The following is an 18,285-nucleotide window of genomic DNA, read 5'->3' on the forward strand; positions in this document are numbered from 1 at the left end:
CGGGGGAGTCACCTGGTGGGCGGGTCGGGTGGTGGGGAGGGCTCGGGGCGGCTGGGCGGGGGCGCAGCCTGTGGCGGGCCGGGGTCGGCCGACCGGCTGGTGGGGCGACCGGCTGTTGGGGCGAAGACGTGCAGGTGGCCCGTGGGGGTGTCGGTCCGCAGGGAGGTTTCCGGGAGGCCGGGGGCGGCCGGTGGGCGGGGTAGGGGTGGGGGTGGTGGGGGCGTCGGGCACAATCGGGGCCATGAGCACCCCGGACCCCCAGTCACCCGTACCGGACGCCTCGCGACCCGAGTCGAAGGACCGGATCTACCGGTCGCCCGCCGGTATCGCGGGCGGCGCCCTGCTGCTCCTCATCGCGGGCTGGCTCGGCGTGGACGCGCTGATCTCCGGGCACGGCCGCACCCCCTGGCTGGCCCTCGCCGCGCTGATCCTCGTCGTCCCGCTGGTGTCCGCGTTCACCCTGCGGCCCGCGGTCTTCGCGAACGAGGACCGGCTGCGCGTCCGCAACCCGTTCCGCGTCATCGTGCTGCCCTGGGCCCAGGTCGCCTCCCTGCGCTCCAGCTACTCCAACGAGGTCGTCGCCGCCTCCGGCACGAAGTACCAGCTGTGGGCGGTGCCCGTCTCGCTGCGCGCCCGCAAGAAGGTCGCCAAGCAGCAGGCCCGTGCCGCCGGTGGCGGTGACGGACGCCGTCCGGGCTCGGCGGGCCGCCCGTCGCCGATGGGCTTCGGCCGCTCCCACCAGCCCGCCACCGCGCCGACCCGCGCCACGACCGACCAGATCATGGACGACCTGCGGCAGCTCGCGGAGGCCAGGGCCGGGGAGCCGGGCGCGCAGGGCGAGGTCACCGTGCGCTGGGCGTACGAGGTGATGGGACCCGCGATCGCCGGGGCGGTCCTGCTCGCCATCCTGCTGGCGACGGGCTGACCCGCACACCCGCGGGGCGGCCCGGTCACGGCGCGCTCGGCCACACCAGCGCCATGTACGCGCTGCAGTACGCCGAGAGCAGGATCGCGCCGGTCAGTGCCACGGTGCGGAACCGGGGCGAGGCCCGGGCCAGGTGCAGGGCCACCGGGAGCAGCAGCGGGAAGCCGGGCAGCAGGAAGCGGGCCCGCGGGAAGTAGACGCCCCCGCTGCCGAGGACGATCAGCAGCAGCACCCCGGTGAAGACCAGCAGCGGGAGCGGCTGGCGGTCCCAGAGGGACAGCGCGTACAGGGCGACGGACACCAGCAGCGTCACGGTGACCATGACGAGGAACAGTTCGGGCGCCGAGTTCTGCCCGAGGATCTCCCGCAGCCGGCGCAGGGTCTCGGTGCCCCCGTCCCACTCGTTGTGCCACAGCCGCTGGACGGCGAAGTAGCCGTCCCAGCGGTGCAGCCGCAGCCCCACCCAGCCGACGTACGCCAGCCATCCGGCGGGAGCGGTCAGGGCCGCCGCGAGCGCGCGGGCCGAGAACCCGCGGCGCAGCGACAGCAGGGCGGTGACGGTGACCGCCGCGGCGACCGCGATGCCCGTCGGGCGGGTCAGCCCCGACAGCGCCGCCAGCGGACCGGCCCAGAGCCAGCGGCCGGTGAGCACCGCGTACAGCGACCACGCGGCGAACGCGGTGAACAGCGACTCCGTGTACCCCATCCACTGGACCATGCCCACCGGGAGCGCCGCCCACAGCACGGTCAGCAGGACACCCACGCGGCGGCCGTGCAGATGGCTGCCCACCGCGTGGATCCCCCAGGCGGCGGCGAAGGAGCCCACGACGGCGATGGCGACGCCGGTCGTGGCACGGGTGCCCGGAGTGACGGCGGCGACCGCCTTGACGAGCACCGGGTACAGCGGGAAGAAGGCGAGGTTGTTGGCGTCGTAGGCGGCGCCCAGCAGACGCGTGTAGCCGTGGTCGGCGATGCCGAGGTACCAGTCCGCGTCCCACTTCGTCGCCAGCAGCGGCCAGACGCCGTGGTGCCGGCGGTGGGCCCACACGGTGAGCACGAGGAGGCCGGCGAGGCGTACGGCCGCATAGGCGAGCAGGGCGGGGGCCGCGCGGCGCAGCGCGACGCGGAACCGGGCCGCGACGGTGACCTGCCGCGGCGGGCGGCGGGTGGTGGGGGAGAGTCCGCTCGGGGCGTTCCGGGGTGGGGCGGTTGTCGGCCGGGAAGCGGTCGAGGACACGCGGCAGCTCCTGGGACTCGGCGGTGCGCTACCGGTAACCGTGCCTCGGTACCGCGGCGGCGCCCGGGAGTGCTGCGACAACTGCCGTGCGGAAATCACCCGTAAGGGCGGTGATGGGAAAGGTGTTCGGTGCGGGCCCGTCCGTTCGACGGGCCCGCACCGGGCGGCCTCAGATGCCGGCCGCGGCCGACAGGTCCCGCTTGATCGCCGCGAGCAGCGCGGCGGCCTCGGCGTGGGCCTCGGGGAGGCCGTCCCGGGAGCCCACGGGCACCACGACCTCCAGGTAGCACTTCAGCTTCGGCTCCGTGCCGCTCGGGCGCACGACGACCCGTGCGCCGTCCAGCGTGTAGCGCAGGCCGTCGGTGGGCGGGAGGGTGTCCGTGCCCTTGGTCAGGTCCTCGGCGTTCGTGATCGGCAGACCGCCGAGCAGCGTCGGCGGCCGCTCGCGCAGGCGCAGCATGGCGTCGGCGATGACGGACAGGTCCTCCACCCGGACCGACAGCTGGTCGGTGGCGTGCAGGCCGTACTCGACGGCGATGTCGTCGAGCAGGTCCAGCAGGGTCCGTCCCTGCTCCTTGAGCTCGGAGGCGAGCTCGGTGATCAGGAGGGCGGCGGTGATGCCGTCCTTGTCGCGCACGCCGTCCGGGTCGACGCAGTAGCCGAGCGCCTCCTCGTAGCCGTAGCGCAGCCCGTCCGCGCGGGCGATCCACTTGAAGCCGGTGAGGGTCTCCAGGTAGGGCAGGCCGGCCTTCTCGGCGATCCGGCCGAGCAGGGACGAGGAGACGATCGACTCGGCGAAGGTGCCGCGCGCCCCGCGGCGCACCAGGTGCTCGCCGAGCAGCGCGCCGACCTCGTCACCGCGCAGCATCCGCCAGTCGCCCGCTTCGCCGCGCTCCTTGACGGCCACCGCGCAGCGGTCGGCGTCGGGGTCGTTCGCGACGATCAGGTCGGGGCCGGTCTCGCGGGCCTTCGCGAAGGCGAGGTCCATCGCGCCGGGCTCTTCCGGGTTCGGGAAGGCGACGGTGGGGAAGTCCGGGTCCGGCTCGGCCTGTTCGGCGACCAGGACCGGTGCGGGGAAGCCCGCCCGGTCGAAGGCCGCGAGCAGCACGTCCTTGCCGACGCCGTGCATCGCCGTGTAGACGGTGCGGGCGGTGCGCGGCGACCCCTCGGCCAGCACGGCGTCCGTACGGGCCAGATAGGCGTCCAGGACGTCCTCGCCGAGGGTCTCCCAGCCGGACTCCGGACGGGGCACGTCGGCGAGCGCGCGGACGGCGTCGATCTCGGCCGCGATCTCCGCGTCCGCCGGGGGGACGATCTGCGAACCGTCGCCCAGGTAGACCTTGTAGCCGTTGTCGCGGGGCGGGTTGTGGCTGGCGGTGACCTCGACGCCCGCCACCGCGCCGAGATGTCGGATGGCGAAGGCGAGGACGGGGGTGGGCAGCGGCCGGGGGAGCACGGCGGCGCGCAGCCCCGCGCCGGTCATCACCGCCGCGGTGTCGCGCGCGAAGTCCGCGGACTTGTGACGGGCGTCGTAGCCGATGACGACGAGGCCGCCGGCCTGTCCGGCGGCCTTCAGGTAGGCGGCCAGGCCCGCGGCGGCGCGTATGACGACGGAGCGGTTCATCCGCATCGGGCCCGCGCCGAGCTCGCCGCGCAGGCCGGCGGTGCCGAACTGCAGGGTGCCGCCGAAACGCGCGGCGATCTCCGTGACGTCCCCGGCGTCGATCAGCGCGGCGAGTTCCGCGCGGGTGTCCGCGTCGGGGTCCTCGGCCAGCCACGCCTCGGCCCGTGCGATGAGTTCGTCCTGCACCTCGGGTGAACCTCTCTCTTCGTCTTCTACGTCGCCGGCGGCCGTCGCGGCGGGTCCGCCCCTGCGCCCCTGTCGTCCCTCAGGGGCCGGGGGAACCACGGCCCGAGCCGGACTACAGCCGGTCCAGCACCTGGGTGAGCAGCTCGCCCATGCGGGCGGCGGAGTCGCGGCCGGCCTGGAGGACCTCCTCGTGGTTGAGGGGTTCGCCCGTCATGCCCGCGGCGAGGTTGGTGACGAGGGAGATGCCGAGCACCTCGGCGCCCGCCTCTCGTGCGGCGATGGCTTCCAGGGTCGTCGACATGCCCACCAGGTCCGCGCCGATGACCCGGGCCATCCGGATCTCGGCGGGCGTCTCGTAGTGCGGCCCGGGGAACTGGGCGTAGACGCCCTCCTCCAGGCTGGGGTCGACCTCCTTGCACAGCGCGCGCAGCCGCGGCGAGTACAGGTCCGTCAGGTCCACGAAGTTCGCGCCGACGATCGGCGAGGTGGCCGTCAGGTTGATGTGGTCGCTGATCAGCACCGGCTGCCCGGGGCGCATGCCCTCGCGCAGACCGCCGCAGCCGTTGGTGAGCACGATGGTCTTGCAGCCGGCGGCGACGGCGGTCCGCACGCCGTGCGCGACGGAGGCGACGCCGCGACCCTCGTAGTAGTGGGTGCGGCCCAGGAACACCAGGGCGCGCTTGTCACCGAGCCGGTACGAGCGGATCGTGCCGCCGTGCCCCTCGACGGCCGGCGGGGGGAACCCGGGCAGCTCGGTGACCTGGAACTCGGCCTCGGGGGAGCCGAGGGCGTCCACGGCCGGAGCCCAGCCGGAGCCCATCACGAGGGCGACGTCGTGGGTCTCGGCGCCCGTCAGCTCGCGCAGACGCGAGGCGGCGGCGTCGGCGGCGGCGTAGGGGTCGCCCTGGATGTCGTCCGGAAGAAGAGATGCGTTCACGCGGATGAGCGTAGCCGGTCCTGGCCTACGCGCGTAGATGATGGAGCTCACGGTCTTGCGATCGTTGTCTTGTCGTTTCCGACAAGACGCGCGGCGGACGACGGGGGAGGTGATCTTCGCGGCGGGCTCAGCAGGGCCGCTTGCGGAGCTCCATGACGTAGTCGTGCGGCGCGCCGGCCGACTCCGCCGCGTCGGCGACCTCGCCGAGGTAGCGCGCCGAGGGGAGACCGCCCTCGTACCCGTTGAGGACGTACACCCAGGCGGATTCCTCGCCCTCCAGCGTGTGCACGCGTACGCGCATCCGCCGGTATACGTCGAGGCCGACCCCCTCCCAGCGGTCCATGGAGTCCTCGTCCGGCGGGGCGATGTCGTACAGCGCCACGAACACCTGTGAGCCCGGTGCCTCGACGATCGTCGCGAGCGCACCCTCCCAGCCCATGTGCTCCCCGCCGAACGTGAGCCGCCAGCCGTTCAGCCAGCCGATGGCGCGCAGCGGCGAATGCGGGGCGCGGCGCGTCATCAGCCGCGGGTCGAGATTGCCGGCGTACGCGGCGTAGAGCGACATGCGGTCGAGGGTACGTCAGCGGACCCGTGCGCCTCTCGCGTAACAGAAGTGGCTCGAAAGCACGCGCGTCGGCCCCCGGGGCGTCGGCACCTTGAAGCGTGCGGGACAATGGAGTACGTGACTCGGATCGTGATCATCGGTGGCGGACCCGGCGGATACGAGGCGGCCCTGGTGGCCGCCCAGCTCGGCGCGGAGGTGACCGTCGTCGACTGCGACGGTCTGGGCGGGGCGTCGGTGCTCACCGACTGCGTGCCGTCGAAGACCCTTATCGCCACGGCCGAGGTGATGACCACCTTCGACTCCTCGTACGAGGAGCTGGGGATCATCGTCGCCGACGACACGCCTCCGCTGGAGCAGGCGGCCAAGGTGGTCGGCGTCGATCTCGGCAAGGTCAACCGCCGTGTGAAGCGTCTCGCGCTCGCCCAGTCGCACGACATCACGGCCTCCGTCACGCGCGCCGGCGCACGCGTCCTGCGCGGCCGGGGACGCCTGGAGGGCATGCAGGCCCTGGACGGCTCCCGCAAGGTCGTCGTGCGGGCCGCGGACGGCACCGAGGAGACGCTCGTCGCCGACGCCGTGCTCATCGCGACCGGCGGTCACCCCCGCGAGCTGCCCGACGCGCAGCCCGACGGCGAGCGCATCCTGAACTGGACCCAGGTCTACGACCTCGACGAGCTCCCCGAGGAGCTCATCGTGGTCGGTTCCGGTGTCACCGGTGCCGAGTTCGCGGGCGCCTACCAGGCGCTCGGCTCGCGCGTCACGCTCGTCTCCAGCCGCGACCGGGTGCTGCCCGGCGAGGACCCCGACGCGGCGGCCGTCCTGGAGGACGTCTTCCGCCGCCGCGGCATGAACGTCATGGCGCGTTCCCGCGCGGAGTCCGCCAAGCGGGTCGGTGACCGGGTCGAGGTCACGCTCTCCGACGGCCGGGTCATCAGCGGCTCGCACTGCCTGATGGCGGTCGGCGCCATCCCGAACAGCAGCGGGATGGGCCTGGAGGAAGCCGGCGTCAAGGTCAGGGACTCCGGTCACATCTGGACCGACAAGGTGTCGCGGACGACCGCTCCGGGTGTGTACGCGGCCGGTGACGTGACCGGTGTGTTCGCCCTCGCGTCCGTCGCCGCCATGCAGGGCCGCATCGCCATGTACCACTTCCTCGGCGACGCGGTGGCCCCGCTGAACCTGAAGACCGTCTCGTCGAACGTCTTCACCGACCCCGAGATCGCCACCGTGGGTTACACGCAGGCGGACGTCGACGCCGGCAAGATCGAGGCCCGCGTCGTGAAGCTGCCGCTGCTGCGCAATCCGCGCGCCAAGATGCAGGGCATCCGGGACGGCTTCGTCAAGATCTTCTGCCGCCCCGGCACCGGGATCGTGGTCGGCGGTGTCGTGGTGTCGCCGCGCGCCTCGGAACTGATCCATCCGATCTCGATCGCGGTCGACAACAATCTGACGGTCGAGCAGATCGCGAAGGCCTTCACCGTGTACCCCTCGCTCTCGGGCTCGATCGCCGAGGTGGCGCGGCAGTTGCACACCCGGAAGGCCACCGGAGAGGGCTGAGGCCCGCTGACGTCCCACGACGCTCCCCGGCCGGTCACGGGGAGTCGTCGACCATTCGCACGGCATAGGCGGCGCGGGTAGGCGCCTATACCACCTCGCGCCCTGCCATGCGAACAACTTCTGTTATTCGGCGCAAACTGCTGAAACCAGACGGTCGTTGGGGTTACTGTCAGTTTCGTGTTCGCTGCAGAACGTCGCCAATTGATCCTCGAAATGGTGCGTGCGAACGGGGCCGTGTCGCTCCGTGAGCTCGCCCGCGTCGTCCAGACCTCCGAAGTGACCGTACGGCGGGACGTGCGCGCACTGGAGGCAGAAGGACTCCTCGACCGCCGGCATGGCGGTGCGGTATTGCCGGGCGGGTTCACGCGAGAGTCCGGCTTTCCGCAGAAATCGCATCTCGCGACCGCCGAGAAGACGGCCATCGCCGATCTCGCCGCGGGTCTCGTCGAAGAGGGCGAGGCCATCGTGGTGGGCGCGGGGACCACCACGCAGGAGCTGGCACGCCGGCTCGCGCGGGTGCCCGGACTGACCGTCGTCACCAACTCCCTGCTGGTGGCGCAGGCGTTGGCCCACGCCAACCGTGTCGAGGTCGTGATGACCGGCGGCACCCTGCGCGGTTCCAACTACGCCCTGGTCGGCTCCGGCGCCGAGCAGTCCCTCCAGGGGCTGCGCGTCTCCCGGGCCTTCCTCTCCGGGAGCGGGCTGACCGCCGAGCGCGGCCTGTCCACGTCCAACATGCTCTCGGCGTCCGTGGACCGGGCCCTGGTGCAGGCGGCGGCCGAGGTCGTGGTCCTCGCCGACCACACCAAGCTCGGCACGGACACGATGTTCCAGACCGTGCCGACCGACGTGATCACGCGTCTGGTCACCGACGAGCCGCCGGCGCACGACGACCGCGCGGTCACCGAACTCCAGGCGCTGGCCGACCAGGGCGTCCAGATCGCGGTGGCGGGGTCATCCGCCTCGGGCGGTGCGGGAGGGGATCCCGTCCCGGCGGGGCGTCAGCCGCGCCGGGACGTACCCCTCCCGGGACCGCGCCGCGGCCAGGTGGTTCCGGGCACCGGCCCGCAGCTGCGCAGTGCCACGGTCCTCGGGGAACAGCCGCAGGGCGAGCGGGCCAGGGTGGCCGATCTCCGCCGCCGCTGACCGCTCCTGACGGGCCCTCCGGCACTCCCGCGGGGGCCTGCGACGGGGCCTGTCCCACCGGCCGGGCCCCGCGCGGGATCACGCCTTCAGACCACGCAGGGTCAGGCCGAGCAGACGGTCCGCCAGTTCGGGCTCGTCCGGGGTCTCCTCGGCGGCCAGCGCGATCGCGTTGGTCAGCTGGAGCAGATCGCCGATCGAGACGTCGCGGCGTACGGCACCGGCGTCCTGGGCGCGGCGCAGCAGGGCGCTGCCCGCCTCGGTCATCGGGCCGCTGCACCGCGCGAGATCCGAAGTGTCGTCCCGGGCGGCCGACATGAGGGCACGCGCGAGCCCGCGGTACTCACCCGCATGAGTGATGATGGCGCGCAGCCACTCCACCAGGGCGGTGCACGGCTGCGGTGCGTGGAGGAGCTCACGCGAGCGGGCGAGCAGGTCGCCGACCGCGTCCTCGAACACCGCGCTCATCAGGGAGTGCCGATTGGGGAAGTGGCGGTACAGCGTGCCGATCCCCACTCCCGCCCGCCGGGCCACGTCCTCCAGGGACGCGTCGGTGCCGTGCTCGGCGAACGCGGACCGGGCCTCGGCGACCAGCCGTTCGTGGTTGCGCCGGGCGTCGGCGCGCATGGCGCGCGGCGCCCCGTGGCCTACCGGGGACGCGGGGACGTGCGCCCTCTCCCGTGCGGTCGGGCCCGCCATGGCCGCCACCTGACCTCTCCTGCCGTGCGGATGCGGTCCAGCATGCCATCGGCGCCCGCGGGCGGTCGCCCCGGGCGGCACCCGCACGCCCGGGCGGTGACGGGCCGCCGACAGGACCGGAGCGCCCGGCGGACCGGTCGACACGGTCCGCCGGGCGCTCCCGGTTCGGTACTGCTGTGCTGTTGTCCGCGGCCGTGGCCGCGGGTCAGTCCTTGATCTCGCAGATGGCGGCGCCCGCGGTGACGGAGGCGCCGACCTCGGCGGACAGGCCCTTGACGGTGCCGGAGCGGTGGGCGTTGAGCGGCTGCTCCATCTTCATCGCTTCGAGGACGACGACGAGGTCGCCTTCCTTGACCTCCTGGCCCTCCTCGACAGCGATCTTGACGATCGTGCCCTGCATGGGGGAGGCCAGGGTGTCGCCCGACGCGACGGGGCCCGACTTCTTGGCGGCGCGACGCTTGGGCTTGGCGCCCGCGGCGAGGCCGGTGCGGGCCAGCGACATGCCCAGGGAGGAGGGCAGGGAGACTTCCAGGCGCTTGCCGCCGACCTCGACGACGACGGTCTCGCGGCCCGGCTCCTCGTCGGTCTCGGCGTCGGCCGGAGCGGCGAACGGCTTGATCTCGTTCACGAACTCGGTCTCGATCCAGCGGGTGTGGACCGTGAACGGGTTGGTGGTGCCGGTCAGCTCGGGAGCGAAGGCCGGGTCCTTGACCACCGCGCGGTGGAAGGGGATGGCGGTGGCCATGCCCTCGACCTGGAACTCCTCCAGGGCGCGGGAGGCGCGCTGCAGGGCCTGTTCGCGGGTGGCGCCGGTGACGATGAGCTTGGCGAGCAGGGAGTCCCAGGCGGGGCCGATCACGGAGCCGGCCTCGACGCCGGCGTCCAGGCGCACGCCGGGACCGGTCGGCGGGTCGAAACGGGTGACGGTGCCGGGGGCGGGCAGGAAGTTGCGGCCCGGGTCCTCGCCGTTGATGCGGAACTCGAAGGAGTGGCCGCGCAGTTCCGGGTCGTCGTATCCGAGGGCCTCGCCGTCGGCGATGCGGAACATCTCGCGGACCAGGTCGATGCCGGCGACTTCCTCGGTGACCGGGTGCTCGACCTGGAGGCGGGTGTTGACCTCGAGGAAGGAGATCGTGCCGTCGTTGCCGACGAGGAACTCCACGGTGCCCGCGCCGACGTAGCCGGCCTCCTTGAGGATGGCCTTGGAGGAGGCGTAGAGCTCCTGGACCTGCGCGTCGGACAGGAAGGGGGCGGGAGCTTCCTCGACGAGCTTCTGGTGGCGGCGCTGCAGGGAGCAGTCGCGGGTCGAGACGACGACCACGTTGCCGTGGGTGTCGGCCAGGCACTGGGTCTCGACGTGGCGGGGCTTGTCGAGGTAGCGCTCGACGAAGCACTCGCCGCGGCCGAAGGCGGCGACAGCCTCGCGCACGGCCGACTCGTACAGCTCCGGGACCTCTTCGAGGGTGCGGGCGACCTTCAGACCGCGGCCGCCGCCGCCGAAGGCGGCCTTGATCGCGATGGGCAGGCCGTGCTCCTGGGCGAACGCGACGACCTCGTCGGCCCCGGAGACCGGGTCGGGGGTGCCGGCGACCAGCGGGGCACCGGCGCGCTGGGCGATGTGCCGGGCGGCGACCTTGTCACCCAGGTCGCGGATGGCGTGCGGCGGCGGGCCGATCCAGATCAGGTCGGCGTCCAGGACGGCCTGCGCGAACTCCGCGTTCTCGGACAGGAAGCCGTAACCGGGGTGGATCGCGTCGGCCCCCGAGTCCTTGGCGGCCTGGAGCACCTTGGCGATGTCCAGGTAACTGGTGGCCGGGGTGTCACCGCCCAACGCGAACGCTTCGTCCGCCGCACGGACATGCAGAGCGTCCCGGTCCGGTTCGGCATACACGGCAACGCTCGCGATCCCGGCATCCCGGCATGCCCGGGCCACGCGGACAGCGATTTCGCCACGGTTGGCGATGAGCACCTTGCGCACGATGGCTCCCTCCTTGAAACAAGCCGAGTTTAGGGACAGCCGACACGACCTTTCGACCCGTCCCCAGTGGTGAGCTTGCCCACACGGAGCGTGATGCGAGGCTCGACCGACCCGCGAAATCCCTTGTCGCACCGCAGCACGCTGGAATCCTTCCCTGAACCCTAGCCCTCCGGTGTGGTCAAGGTCTCTGTGACTCCGTGCTGCGGCCCACAAGGTTTCTTTGTGGAGTCCCTACGAATGGCCCAATGATTCTTTGCCCCGCGCAGACCTCTTGTCCCGCGGTTTACCCGTTAGTAGCGTTCGCGATGTCTTGAACGTACTGGGAGTAACAGCACGCGGAAGTGGGTGGGGACCGGTGGTGCGCAGACCGGTGGCGTGGGTGACGGCGATCGTGCTCTTCGTGGAGGCGATCGGCATCGCGCTGCTGAACTGGTTCCTCGGCGTGGTCGTCGACCGCCAGGACATGTCCCTGGCAGGGCTCGACCCCGACATGATGTCCGTGTCGTCGAAGGTCGGCGGGCTGGTCTTCGGCCTGTACTTCGCGGCCTGTGCCCTCACCGCCCTGCTGGTCGCCCTCCGCGACCGCGCACCGCGCGTTCTCGGGCGTGTCCTGCTGATCAGCGCCGCCGTGGTGCACGGCCTGCTCGGCGCGTTCACGGTGGGGCTCGTGGGCTGGGGCGCGTTCGCCTTCATGATGGTCGTGCTCGGGCTGATCGTGTTCACCCTGCTGGCGTACGACCGCCGTGAGGCGGCCGGTCCGGCCGACGCCGTGCCCGAGGGCGGCAAGGACGGAGACAACGGGGGAGGAGCCCCGGTCGCGGCCCCTCCGGCCCCCTCCGCCTCCTGATCACTTCTCCCGCGGCGTCCAGAGCTCGGTGATGCCGACGCCCAGCTCTGCGAGGAGCCTGCGCACGAGCGGCAGCGAGATGCCGATGACATTGCCGTGGTCGCCGTCGATGCCCTCGATGAACGGCGCCGAGCGGCCGTCGAGGGTGAAGGCGCCCGCCACGTGGAGGGGTTCGCCCGAGGCGACGTAGGCGGCGATCTCGTCGTCCGTGGGCTCGCCGAAGCGGACCACGGTGGACGCGGTCGCCGAGGCGTAGCGCTTGGCCGCCGTGTCGTAGACGCAGTGCCCCGTCTGGAGGGTCCCGGCCCGGCCGCGCATCGCCTTCCAGCGCGCGGTGGCCTCCTCACGGTCCGCGGGCTTGCCGAGGGCCTGGCCGTCCAGGTCGAGGACGGAGTCGCAGCCGATCACCAGGGCGCCCTGCACCTCGGGGCGGGCCGCGACGACGGAGGCCTTCGCCTCGGCCAGCGCGAGGGCGAGTTCGGCGGGGGTGGGGGCGCTGACGGCCTCCTCGTCCACCCCGCTCACGATCACCTCGGGGGCGAGTCCGGCCTGCCGCAGCAGGTTGAGCCGGGCGGGGGACTGTGAGGCCAGCACGAGACGGCGGCGCGGCTGATCGGTCATGCGCTCAGGGTATCGGCGCGGTCCGGGCCGCCGGCCGGTGTCCGTCCGCTCCGCTCGCCCGGGCGGCTCACATCACGCCGAGCAGGATCATCGCGAGCACCATGGCCAGCGCCACGAGAATGCCCAGGCGCCGCAACATCTCCTGCATGTCGCGGAGTTCCTCGGGGGGTTCGTTCTCGGGGTCGGACCACAGCATGTCCCCGATCGTGCGGCGGGCGGGGGGCCGGGCGCCTGAGTACGCGTACTCAACTTCGGGGGGCTCGCGGGACACGGCCCCCGGGTCCCGGCGGCCGGCCCGGGACGTCCCGCGCCGGCCGGTCCACGAACCCGGGGCCGTCGTTCTAGCCGGGCCAGTAGGTGCGGCCCCACGCCTTCGGCCCTGGGGCCGGCAGGCGGCTCATCGCCAGCCGGGCCGGGTCGGCCCAGGCGTCCGGCTCGCGGCGCGCGCCCGACGGGGCGGAGGCCGCCGCCGCGGCGCGCGCCCTGACCACCGCCAGTGCGGCGGCCAGCTCCTCGGGGGTCGGATTGCCCCGTACGACCTTGATCGTCATGTCTGCTCCCAGGAGTCCGATCGGGTCTAGAGCGGGATGTTGCCGTGCTTCTTCGGAGGGAGTGATTCCCGCTTGGTGCGCAGCTGACGCAGGCCGCGGACGATGTGCGAGCGGGTCTGCGAGGGCATGATCACACCGTCGATGTAACCGCGTTCGGCGGCCGTGTAGGGGTTGAGGAGCGTGTCCTCGTACTCCTGGATGAGGCGGGCGCGGGTGGCGTCCTGGTCCTCGGCGGCGGCGATGGTGCGGCGGTGCAGGATGTTGACCGCGCCCTGGGCGCCCATGACGGCGATCTGGGCGGTGGGCCAGGCCAGGTTGATGTCGGCGCCGAGGTGCTTGGAGCCCATGACGTCGTAGGCGCCGCCGAACGCCTTGCGGGTGATGACCGTGATCAGGGGCACGGTGGCCTCGGCGTAGGCGTAGATCAGCTTGGCGCCACGGCGGATGATGCCCTCGTGCTCCTGGCCGACGCCGGGCAGGAAGCCGGGGACGTCGACGAAGGTGATGACCGGGACGTTGAAGGCGTCGCAGGTGCGCACGAACCGGGCGGCCTTCTCGCTGGCGTCGATGTCCAGGCAGCCGGCGAACTGCATCGGCTGGTTGGCGACGATGCCGACGGGGTGGCCCTCTACGCGGCCGAAGCCGGTGAGGATGTTGGGCGCGAACAGCGGCTGGGTCTCGAAGAACTCGGCGTCGTCCAGGACGTGTTCGATGACCGTGTGCATGTCGTACGGCTGGTTCGCGCTGTCGGGCACGATGGTGTCCAGCTCGCGGTCCTCGTCGGTGAGGGCGAGGTCGGCCTCCTCGGCGAACGCGGGAGGCTCGGAGAGGTTGTTGGACGGCAGGTACGACAGGAGCTGCTTGACGTACTCGATGGCGTCCTTCTCGTCGCCGGCCATGTGGTGCGCGACGCCGGAGGTGGCGTTGTGGGTGCGGGCGCCGCCCAGTTCCTCGAAGCCGACGTCCTCGCCGGTGACCGTCTTGATGACGTCGGGGCCGGTGATGAACATGTGCGAGGTCTGGTCGACCATGATCGTGAAGTCGGTGATGGCGGGGGAGTAGACCGCTCCGCCCGCGCAGGGTCCGACCACGAGCGAGATCTGCGGGATGACGCCGGAGGCATGGGTGTTGCGGCGGAAGATCTCGCCGTACATGCCCAGTGCGCTGACGCCTTCCTGGATGCGGGCGCCGCCGGAGTCGTTGATGCCGATGACCGGGCAGCCGGTCTTCAGCGCGAAGTCCATCACCTTCATGATCTTCTGGCCGAAGACCTCGCCGAGCGCGCCGCCGAAGACGGTGAAGTCCTGCGAGAACACGGCGACGGGGCGGCCGTCGACCATGCCGTAGCCGGTGACGACACCGTCGCCGTAGGGACGGTTCTTCTCCAGCCCGAAGTCGGTCGAGCGGTGCCGGGCGAACTCGTCGAACTCGACGAAGGACCCCTCGTCCATCAGGAGTTCGATGCGCTCGCGGGCCGTCAGCTTGCCCTTCGCGTGCTGCTTCTCGACGGCGCGCTCCGAGCCGGCGTGCGTCGCCTCTTGGATGCGGCGCTGCAAGTCCGCGAGCTTGCCCGCGGTGGTGTGGATGTCGGGGTGTTGCAGCTCTTCCGGCTCGGACATCGGGATGCGGCTCCCTGCCTGCTCTAGGGGGACGTGAGGGTGAGGTGCTCAGAAGGGGGACTTGCTACTCATCCGTAGCGTAGTGGCGTGCCTACCGTTCAGCAGTGCGGCGTTTACCACACCTAGGGTGGGTTGCATGACGCCGCGAGATGCTTCAGACGCGAACGACAACCGGTGGTCCGACCTGGACCGGCCGCCCCTGAACGCCACCGCCCTGAACCGGGCGCTCGTCCGCGACGGCGAGCACGGAAGCCTGTGGCGCGATGTCCAGGTGGTGGAGCGCACCGGATCCACCAACTCCGACCTCGTCGCCCTGGCCGGCGACGGGAAGGCGGACGAGGGCACCGTCCTCGTCGCCGAGGAACAGAACGCCGGGCGCGGCCGTCTCGACCGCAGCTGGACGGCGCCCGCCCGCTCCGGCCTCTTCTTCTCCGTCCTGCTCAAGCCCACCGGGGTCCCCGTCGAGCGCTGGGGCTGGCTGCCGCTGCTCACCGGCGTCGCCGTCGCGACCGCGCTGTCCCGCGCCGCCGGTGTCGACACGGCACTCAAGTGGCCCAACGACCTGCTGGTGACCATCGAGGGGGAGGAACGCAAGGCCGGAGGCATCCTCGCCGAGCGCGCCGGGACGGACTCCGTGGTGGTCGGCATCGGCATCAACGTCACCCTGCGCGCGGACGAACTGCCGGTGCCCGGTGCCGGGTCGCTGGCGCTCGCGGGAGCGGTGAGCACGGACCGTGACACCGTCCTGCGGGCCGTGCTGCGGTCCCTGGAGGACTGGTACCTGCGGTGGCGCGACGCCGCGGGCGACCCCGTCGCCTCCGGTCTCCAGGAGACGTACGCCGCCGGGTGCGCGACGCTCGGACGAGTGGTCCGCGCCGAACTGCCCGGCGACCGCTCGATCACCGGCGAGGCCGTCGCGCTGGACGGGGACGGCCGGCTGGTCATCGCCACGGAAACGGGCGTGCAGCAGCCCGTCGGCGCGGGCGACGTGGTGCACCTGCGGCCCGCGTAGGGGCCCCGGCGGCCGAAAACCCCCGGCCGGGAGGGTGCCCGTGGAAACCTCCCGACCTGGGTCCCGGCGTCGGGAGTGAGCCAGCGCACACCTGCCGTAGAGTTGAGCGCGGCCGATATCTGACCTCGGCAGATCGGAAGGGCAGCAGGCGTGACCGTCGACGACACCGGCTCCGACGCGGGCGCCCGGCCCGCCCCTGACGGCGAGCCGGGCCGTACCGCCGGGCCGGTCACCGACGCGTCGCCCTCGCCGGCCGACGCCCGGCCCGGGACACGGCCGGACGCCGGGTCCGCCACCGGTCCCGACGCCCGTACCGACCTGAACGGCCGCGTGGACCTCCCCTCCGAGCCGGAGGACGGCGAGGACCCCCTGGCGCTCCGCCTGGAAGGGCTCATCCTCGGCGCGGAGCGCCGCTACACGCCCTTCCAGGCGGCTCGCAGCGCCGGTGTCTCCATGGAGCTGGCGTCCCGCTTCTGGCGGGCCATGGGCTTCGCCGACATCGGGCAGGCCAAGGCGCTCACCGAGGCGGACGTGCTCGCCCTGCGGCGCCTGGCCGGTCTCGTCGAGGCGGGGCTGCTCAGCGAGGCCATGGCGGTGCAGGTCGCCCGTTCCACCGGCCAGACCACGGCCCGTCTCGCCGAGTGGCAGATCGACTCCTTCCTGGAGGGCCTCACCGAGCCCCCGGAACCGGGGATGACCCGCACCGAGGTGACGTACCCCCTGATCGAGCTGCTCCTGCCCGAGCTGGAGGAGTTCCTCGTCTACGTCTGGCGGCGCCAGCTCGCCGCCGCCACCGGCCGGGTCGTGCAGGCGGCGGACGACGAGGAGATGGTCGACCGGCGCCTCGCCGTCGGCTTCGCCGACCTGGTGGGATTCACCCGGCTGACCCGCCGCATGGAGGAGGAGGAACTCGGCGAGCTCGTCGAGGCCTTCGAGACCACGGCGGCCGACCTGGTGGCCGCGCACGGGGGACGCCTCATCAAGACCCTGGGCGACGAGGTGCTGTACGCGGCGGACGACGCCGGGATCGCCGCCGAGATCGCGCTGCGGCTCATCGAGACGATGGCGCACGACGAGACGATGCCCGAGCTGCGCGTCGGCATCGCTTTCGGCACGGTGACCACGCGGATGGGCGACGTGTTCGGCACCACCGTGAACCTCGCGAGCCGGCTCACGTCGATAGCGCCGCGCGACGCCGTCCTGGTGGACGGCGCGTTCGCGGAGGAACTGATCCGCACCGGCGAGGCCCCCGCCTCCGAGGCGGAGGCCGCCGAGGCCGCGGCCACCGCCGAGAAGGAGGGCGAGGAGCCGCCCACCTACCGCTTCGCCCTCCAGCCGATGTGGCAGCGCCCGGTGCGTGGCCTCGGTGTGATCGAGCCGTGGCTGCTCGCACGCCGGGACACCGAGTCGTAGCCCCGGGCATCCGCGCACCGGCCCGGCCGTGGGCCGGTCGTCGGGGCGGGCCGGACACCGGGGCACCGGCCGGGCCGTCCGCCGCTCATCCGGGCAGACCCGGGAGCCCGGGCGCCGACAGCCCGTGCACACAGATGCCGACGATCGGGACGCAGACGCCCGGCGGCTCGGGCCGCGGCGCCGGGGCGTGACTGCTGGTGCCCGGCGTCGGCTGCGGAGTGGCCGGAGCGGTCGTCGCCCGCGGCGGCGGGGTGGTCATCGGCACGGAGGGGATGCCCGTCGCGCCCGGTGCGTCGCTCGCGACGGCACTGCCGTGGGGCCACGGCGTCGTCGGGACGGCCGAGGGCGTCGTCGGGGGCGCCGTGGGCGTGGCGCCGTCGTCCGACGCCGGAGTCGTGGCGGCACCGCCCATCACGCCGGACGCCGTGGCGGCGGTCGATCGCGCCGAGGGCACCGCCTCCACCGTGGTGACGGCGGACCCCGCCGAGCCCGCGGGGTCGGTGGCGTTCCCCGCGCGCGGCTCGGCCTCCGCGCTCCCGCCGCCCCCGATCACCGAGTCGGGGGCCACCCGCGCGAGGCTCAGCACCCCCGCGGCGAGCGCGAGTCCCCCCACGGCGAAGAGCACCCGCCGCGGCCGCGGCCTGCGGTGCCGGCCCCGCACGGGGCGGAACCGCCCGGGCGTGACGGCGGCGTCCCCGGACTTCGGCGCCCCCTCGCGAGGGCGGGGCCCCGAGGACTCGGTGCGGGTCCCGCGGGCACCGTCCGCCACGGGGGCGGACCGGACCGGGCCGCCCTTCGCGCCGGCACCACCGCTTCCGGAGCGCCGAGGGCTGCCCGAGGCGCCCTCCGTGGCGCCGCCGGCGGCCGTGTCGCTCTCCGCGGCGCCGCTGTCGTGTGCACGGCCCTGCCAGGTGTCGTCTGAGGCCGTATCGCTCTCCGGGGCGCCGTCGGCGTGTGCGGCAGCCGAGGTGCGCCGCGTGCCGCCCGTGCCGGTCCGCGCGGGCCCGTTCCCGGCTGTGCCGGGGGGTGCGGGGCGGGTGCCGGTGCTGTCGGCCCGCGGGGTGCCGCCGACGGCCGCCCCGCTCTTTGGGGTGCCGCCGGTGTCCGTGCCGGCCCTGGACGTGGCACCGACCGGCGACCCGTCGCCGTCGGCGGCCCCGCGGGTGGCGTTCCCGGTCGTGTCGGTGGGTGTGCGGGTGAGGTCGGCCGGTCGGGCCGCGGCGGTGGGGGCCGGGGCCGTTCCGGAAGGAGCCGGATCTGTCGTGCGGGCCGGCGCGGGTCCGGTCCGGGGCGCGCTGTTCTTCGTGGGGCCGGCCTGAGGTTCCGGGCGGGTCCTGCCGACGTCTGTCGTACGGCCGTTCGTCATGGTCG

Annotated in this window: 17 protein-coding genes; 6 read left to right on the top strand and 11 right to left on the bottom strand. The window is 73.2% G+C overall.

The window, feature by feature from the left end:
• The first annotated feature begins 241 nt into the window (after positions 1–241).
• Complete coding sequence (locus ABEB03_RS32415; RefSeq protein ID WP_345656385.1) at positions 242–925, top strand: PH domain-containing protein; 684 nt, start codon at positions 242–244, stop codon at positions 923–925.
• Positions 926–950: 25 nt separating this feature from the next.
• On the opposite strand, the gene ABEB03_RS32420 is transcribed toward ABEB03_RS32415, so the two are convergent.
• The 4 genes from ABEB03_RS32420 to ABEB03_RS32435 form a co-directional block, all read right to left on the bottom strand.
• Positions 951–2,162, bottom strand: a complete 1,212-nt coding sequence (locus tag ABEB03_RS32420) for a hypothetical protein (RefSeq protein ID WP_425589330.1) — start codon at positions 2,160–2,162, stop codon at positions 951–953.
• A 169-nt stretch (positions 2,163–2,331) separates the two neighbouring features.
• Positions 2,332–3,972, bottom strand: coding sequence for a phospho-sugar mutase (locus ABEB03_RS32425; RefSeq protein ID WP_345656386.1), 1,641 nt, complete (start codon positions 3,970–3,972; stop codon positions 2,332–2,334).
• A gap of 112 nt (positions 3,973–4,084) precedes the next feature.
• Positions 4,085–4,909: a purine-nucleoside phosphorylase gene (locus tag ABEB03_RS32430; RefSeq protein ID WP_345656387.1), complete on the bottom strand. Its 825-nt coding sequence runs from the start codon at positions 4,907–4,909 to the stop codon at positions 4,085–4,087.
• 127 nt (positions 4,910–5,036) lie between these two features.
• Positions 5,037–5,474: a gamma-glutamylcyclotransferase gene (locus ABEB03_RS32435; RefSeq protein ID WP_095936238.1), complete on the bottom strand. Its 438-nt coding sequence runs from the start codon at positions 5,472–5,474 to the stop codon at positions 5,037–5,039.
• Between the two features lie 108 nt (positions 5,475–5,582).
• On the opposite strand from ABEB03_RS32435, the gene ABEB03_RS32440 reads away from it, so the two are divergent.
• Together ABEB03_RS32440 and ABEB03_RS32445 are read left to right on the top strand one after the other, a co-directional pair.
• The gene (locus tag ABEB03_RS32440) at positions 5,583–7,031 is read left to right on the top strand and encodes an NAD(P)H-quinone dehydrogenase (protein WP_345656388.1); all 1,449 of its coding nucleotides are present in this window, start codon (positions 5,583–5,585) and stop codon (positions 7,029–7,031) included.
• Between the two features lie 177 nt (positions 7,032–7,208).
• Positions 7,209–8,177: a DeoR/GlpR family DNA-binding transcription regulator gene (locus ABEB03_RS32445; protein ID WP_078629255.1), complete on the top strand. Its 969-nt coding sequence runs from the start codon at positions 7,209–7,211 to the stop codon at positions 8,175–8,177.
• Positions 8,178–8,255: 78 nt separating this feature from the next.
• Here the strand turns inward: ABEB03_RS32445 and ABEB03_RS32450 are convergent, their stop codons facing one another.
• Entirely contained in the window at positions 8,256–8,801 is a 546-nt protein-coding gene (locus ABEB03_RS32450; protein WP_345656470.1) for a TetR/AcrR family transcriptional regulator, read from the bottom strand.
• Positions 8,802–9,078: 277 nt separating this feature from the next.
• Complete coding sequence (locus tag ABEB03_RS32455; protein WP_345656389.1) at positions 9,079–10,851, bottom strand: acetyl/propionyl/methylcrotonyl-CoA carboxylase subunit alpha; 1,773 nt, start codon at positions 10,849–10,851, stop codon at positions 9,079–9,081.
• 355 nt (positions 10,852–11,206) lie between these two features.
• Here ABEB03_RS32455 and ABEB03_RS32460 point away from each other — a divergent pair, with 355 nt between their 5' ends.
• The gene (locus ABEB03_RS32460; protein WP_095936241.1) at positions 11,207–11,698 is read left to right on the top strand and encodes a hypothetical protein; all 492 of its coding nucleotides are present in this window, start codon (positions 11,207–11,209) and stop codon (positions 11,696–11,698) included.
• Here ABEB03_RS32460 and ABEB03_RS32465 read toward each other — a convergent pair whose 3' ends face one another.
• The 4 genes from ABEB03_RS32465 to ABEB03_RS32480 all read right to left on the bottom strand — a co-directional run bounded on the left by ABEB03_RS32465 (position 11,699) and on the right by ABEB03_RS32480 (position 14,489).
• The gene (locus ABEB03_RS32465) at positions 11,699–12,319 is read right to left on the bottom strand and encodes a Maf family protein (protein WP_345656390.1); all 621 of its coding nucleotides are present in this window, start codon (positions 12,317–12,319) and stop codon (positions 11,699–11,701) included.
• A gap of 67 nt (positions 12,320–12,386) precedes the next feature.
• A complete protein-coding gene (mmpB, locus tag ABEB03_RS32470) occupies positions 12,387–12,515 on the bottom strand; it encodes a morphogenic membrane protein MmpB (protein WP_095936324.1) in 129 nt (42 codons plus the stop codon).
• 145 nt (positions 12,516–12,660) lie between these two features.
• Positions 12,661–12,870: an acyl-CoA carboxylase epsilon subunit gene (locus tag ABEB03_RS32475; RefSeq protein WP_028802995.1), complete on the bottom strand. Its 210-nt coding sequence runs from the start codon at positions 12,868–12,870 to the stop codon at positions 12,661–12,663.
• 26 nt (positions 12,871–12,896) lie between these two features.
• Positions 12,897–14,489, bottom strand: a complete 1,593-nt coding sequence (locus ABEB03_RS32480; RefSeq protein ID WP_345656391.1) for an acyl-CoA carboxylase subunit beta — start codon at positions 14,487–14,489, stop codon at positions 12,897–12,899.
• A 136-nt stretch (positions 14,490–14,625) separates the two neighbouring features.
• Between ABEB03_RS32480 and ABEB03_RS32485 the strand changes: the two genes are divergently transcribed.
• Both ABEB03_RS32485 and ABEB03_RS32490 read left to right on the top strand, forming a co-directional pair.
• Complete coding sequence (locus tag ABEB03_RS32485; protein ID WP_345656392.1) at positions 14,626–15,501, top strand: biotin--[acetyl-CoA-carboxylase] ligase; 876 nt, start codon at positions 14,626–14,628, stop codon at positions 15,499–15,501.
• Between the two features lie 150 nt (positions 15,502–15,651).
• Entirely contained in the window at positions 15,652–16,914 is a 1,263-nt protein-coding gene (locus tag ABEB03_RS32490) for an adenylate/guanylate cyclase domain-containing protein (protein WP_425589332.1), read from the top strand.
• Positions 16,915–16,999: 85 nt separating this feature from the next.
• Here ABEB03_RS32490 and ABEB03_RS32495 read toward each other — a convergent pair whose 3' ends face one another.
• A complete protein-coding gene (locus ABEB03_RS32495) occupies positions 17,000–18,280 on the bottom strand; it encodes a hypothetical protein (RefSeq protein ID WP_345656393.1) in 1,281 nt (426 codons plus the stop codon).
• Positions 18,281–18,285 lie beyond the last annotated feature (5 nt).

It is taken from the genome of Streptomyces siamensis, from assembly GCF_039543605.1.
GTDB lineage: Bacteria > Actinomycetota > Actinomycetes > Streptomycetales > Streptomycetaceae > Streptomyces > Streptomyces siamensis.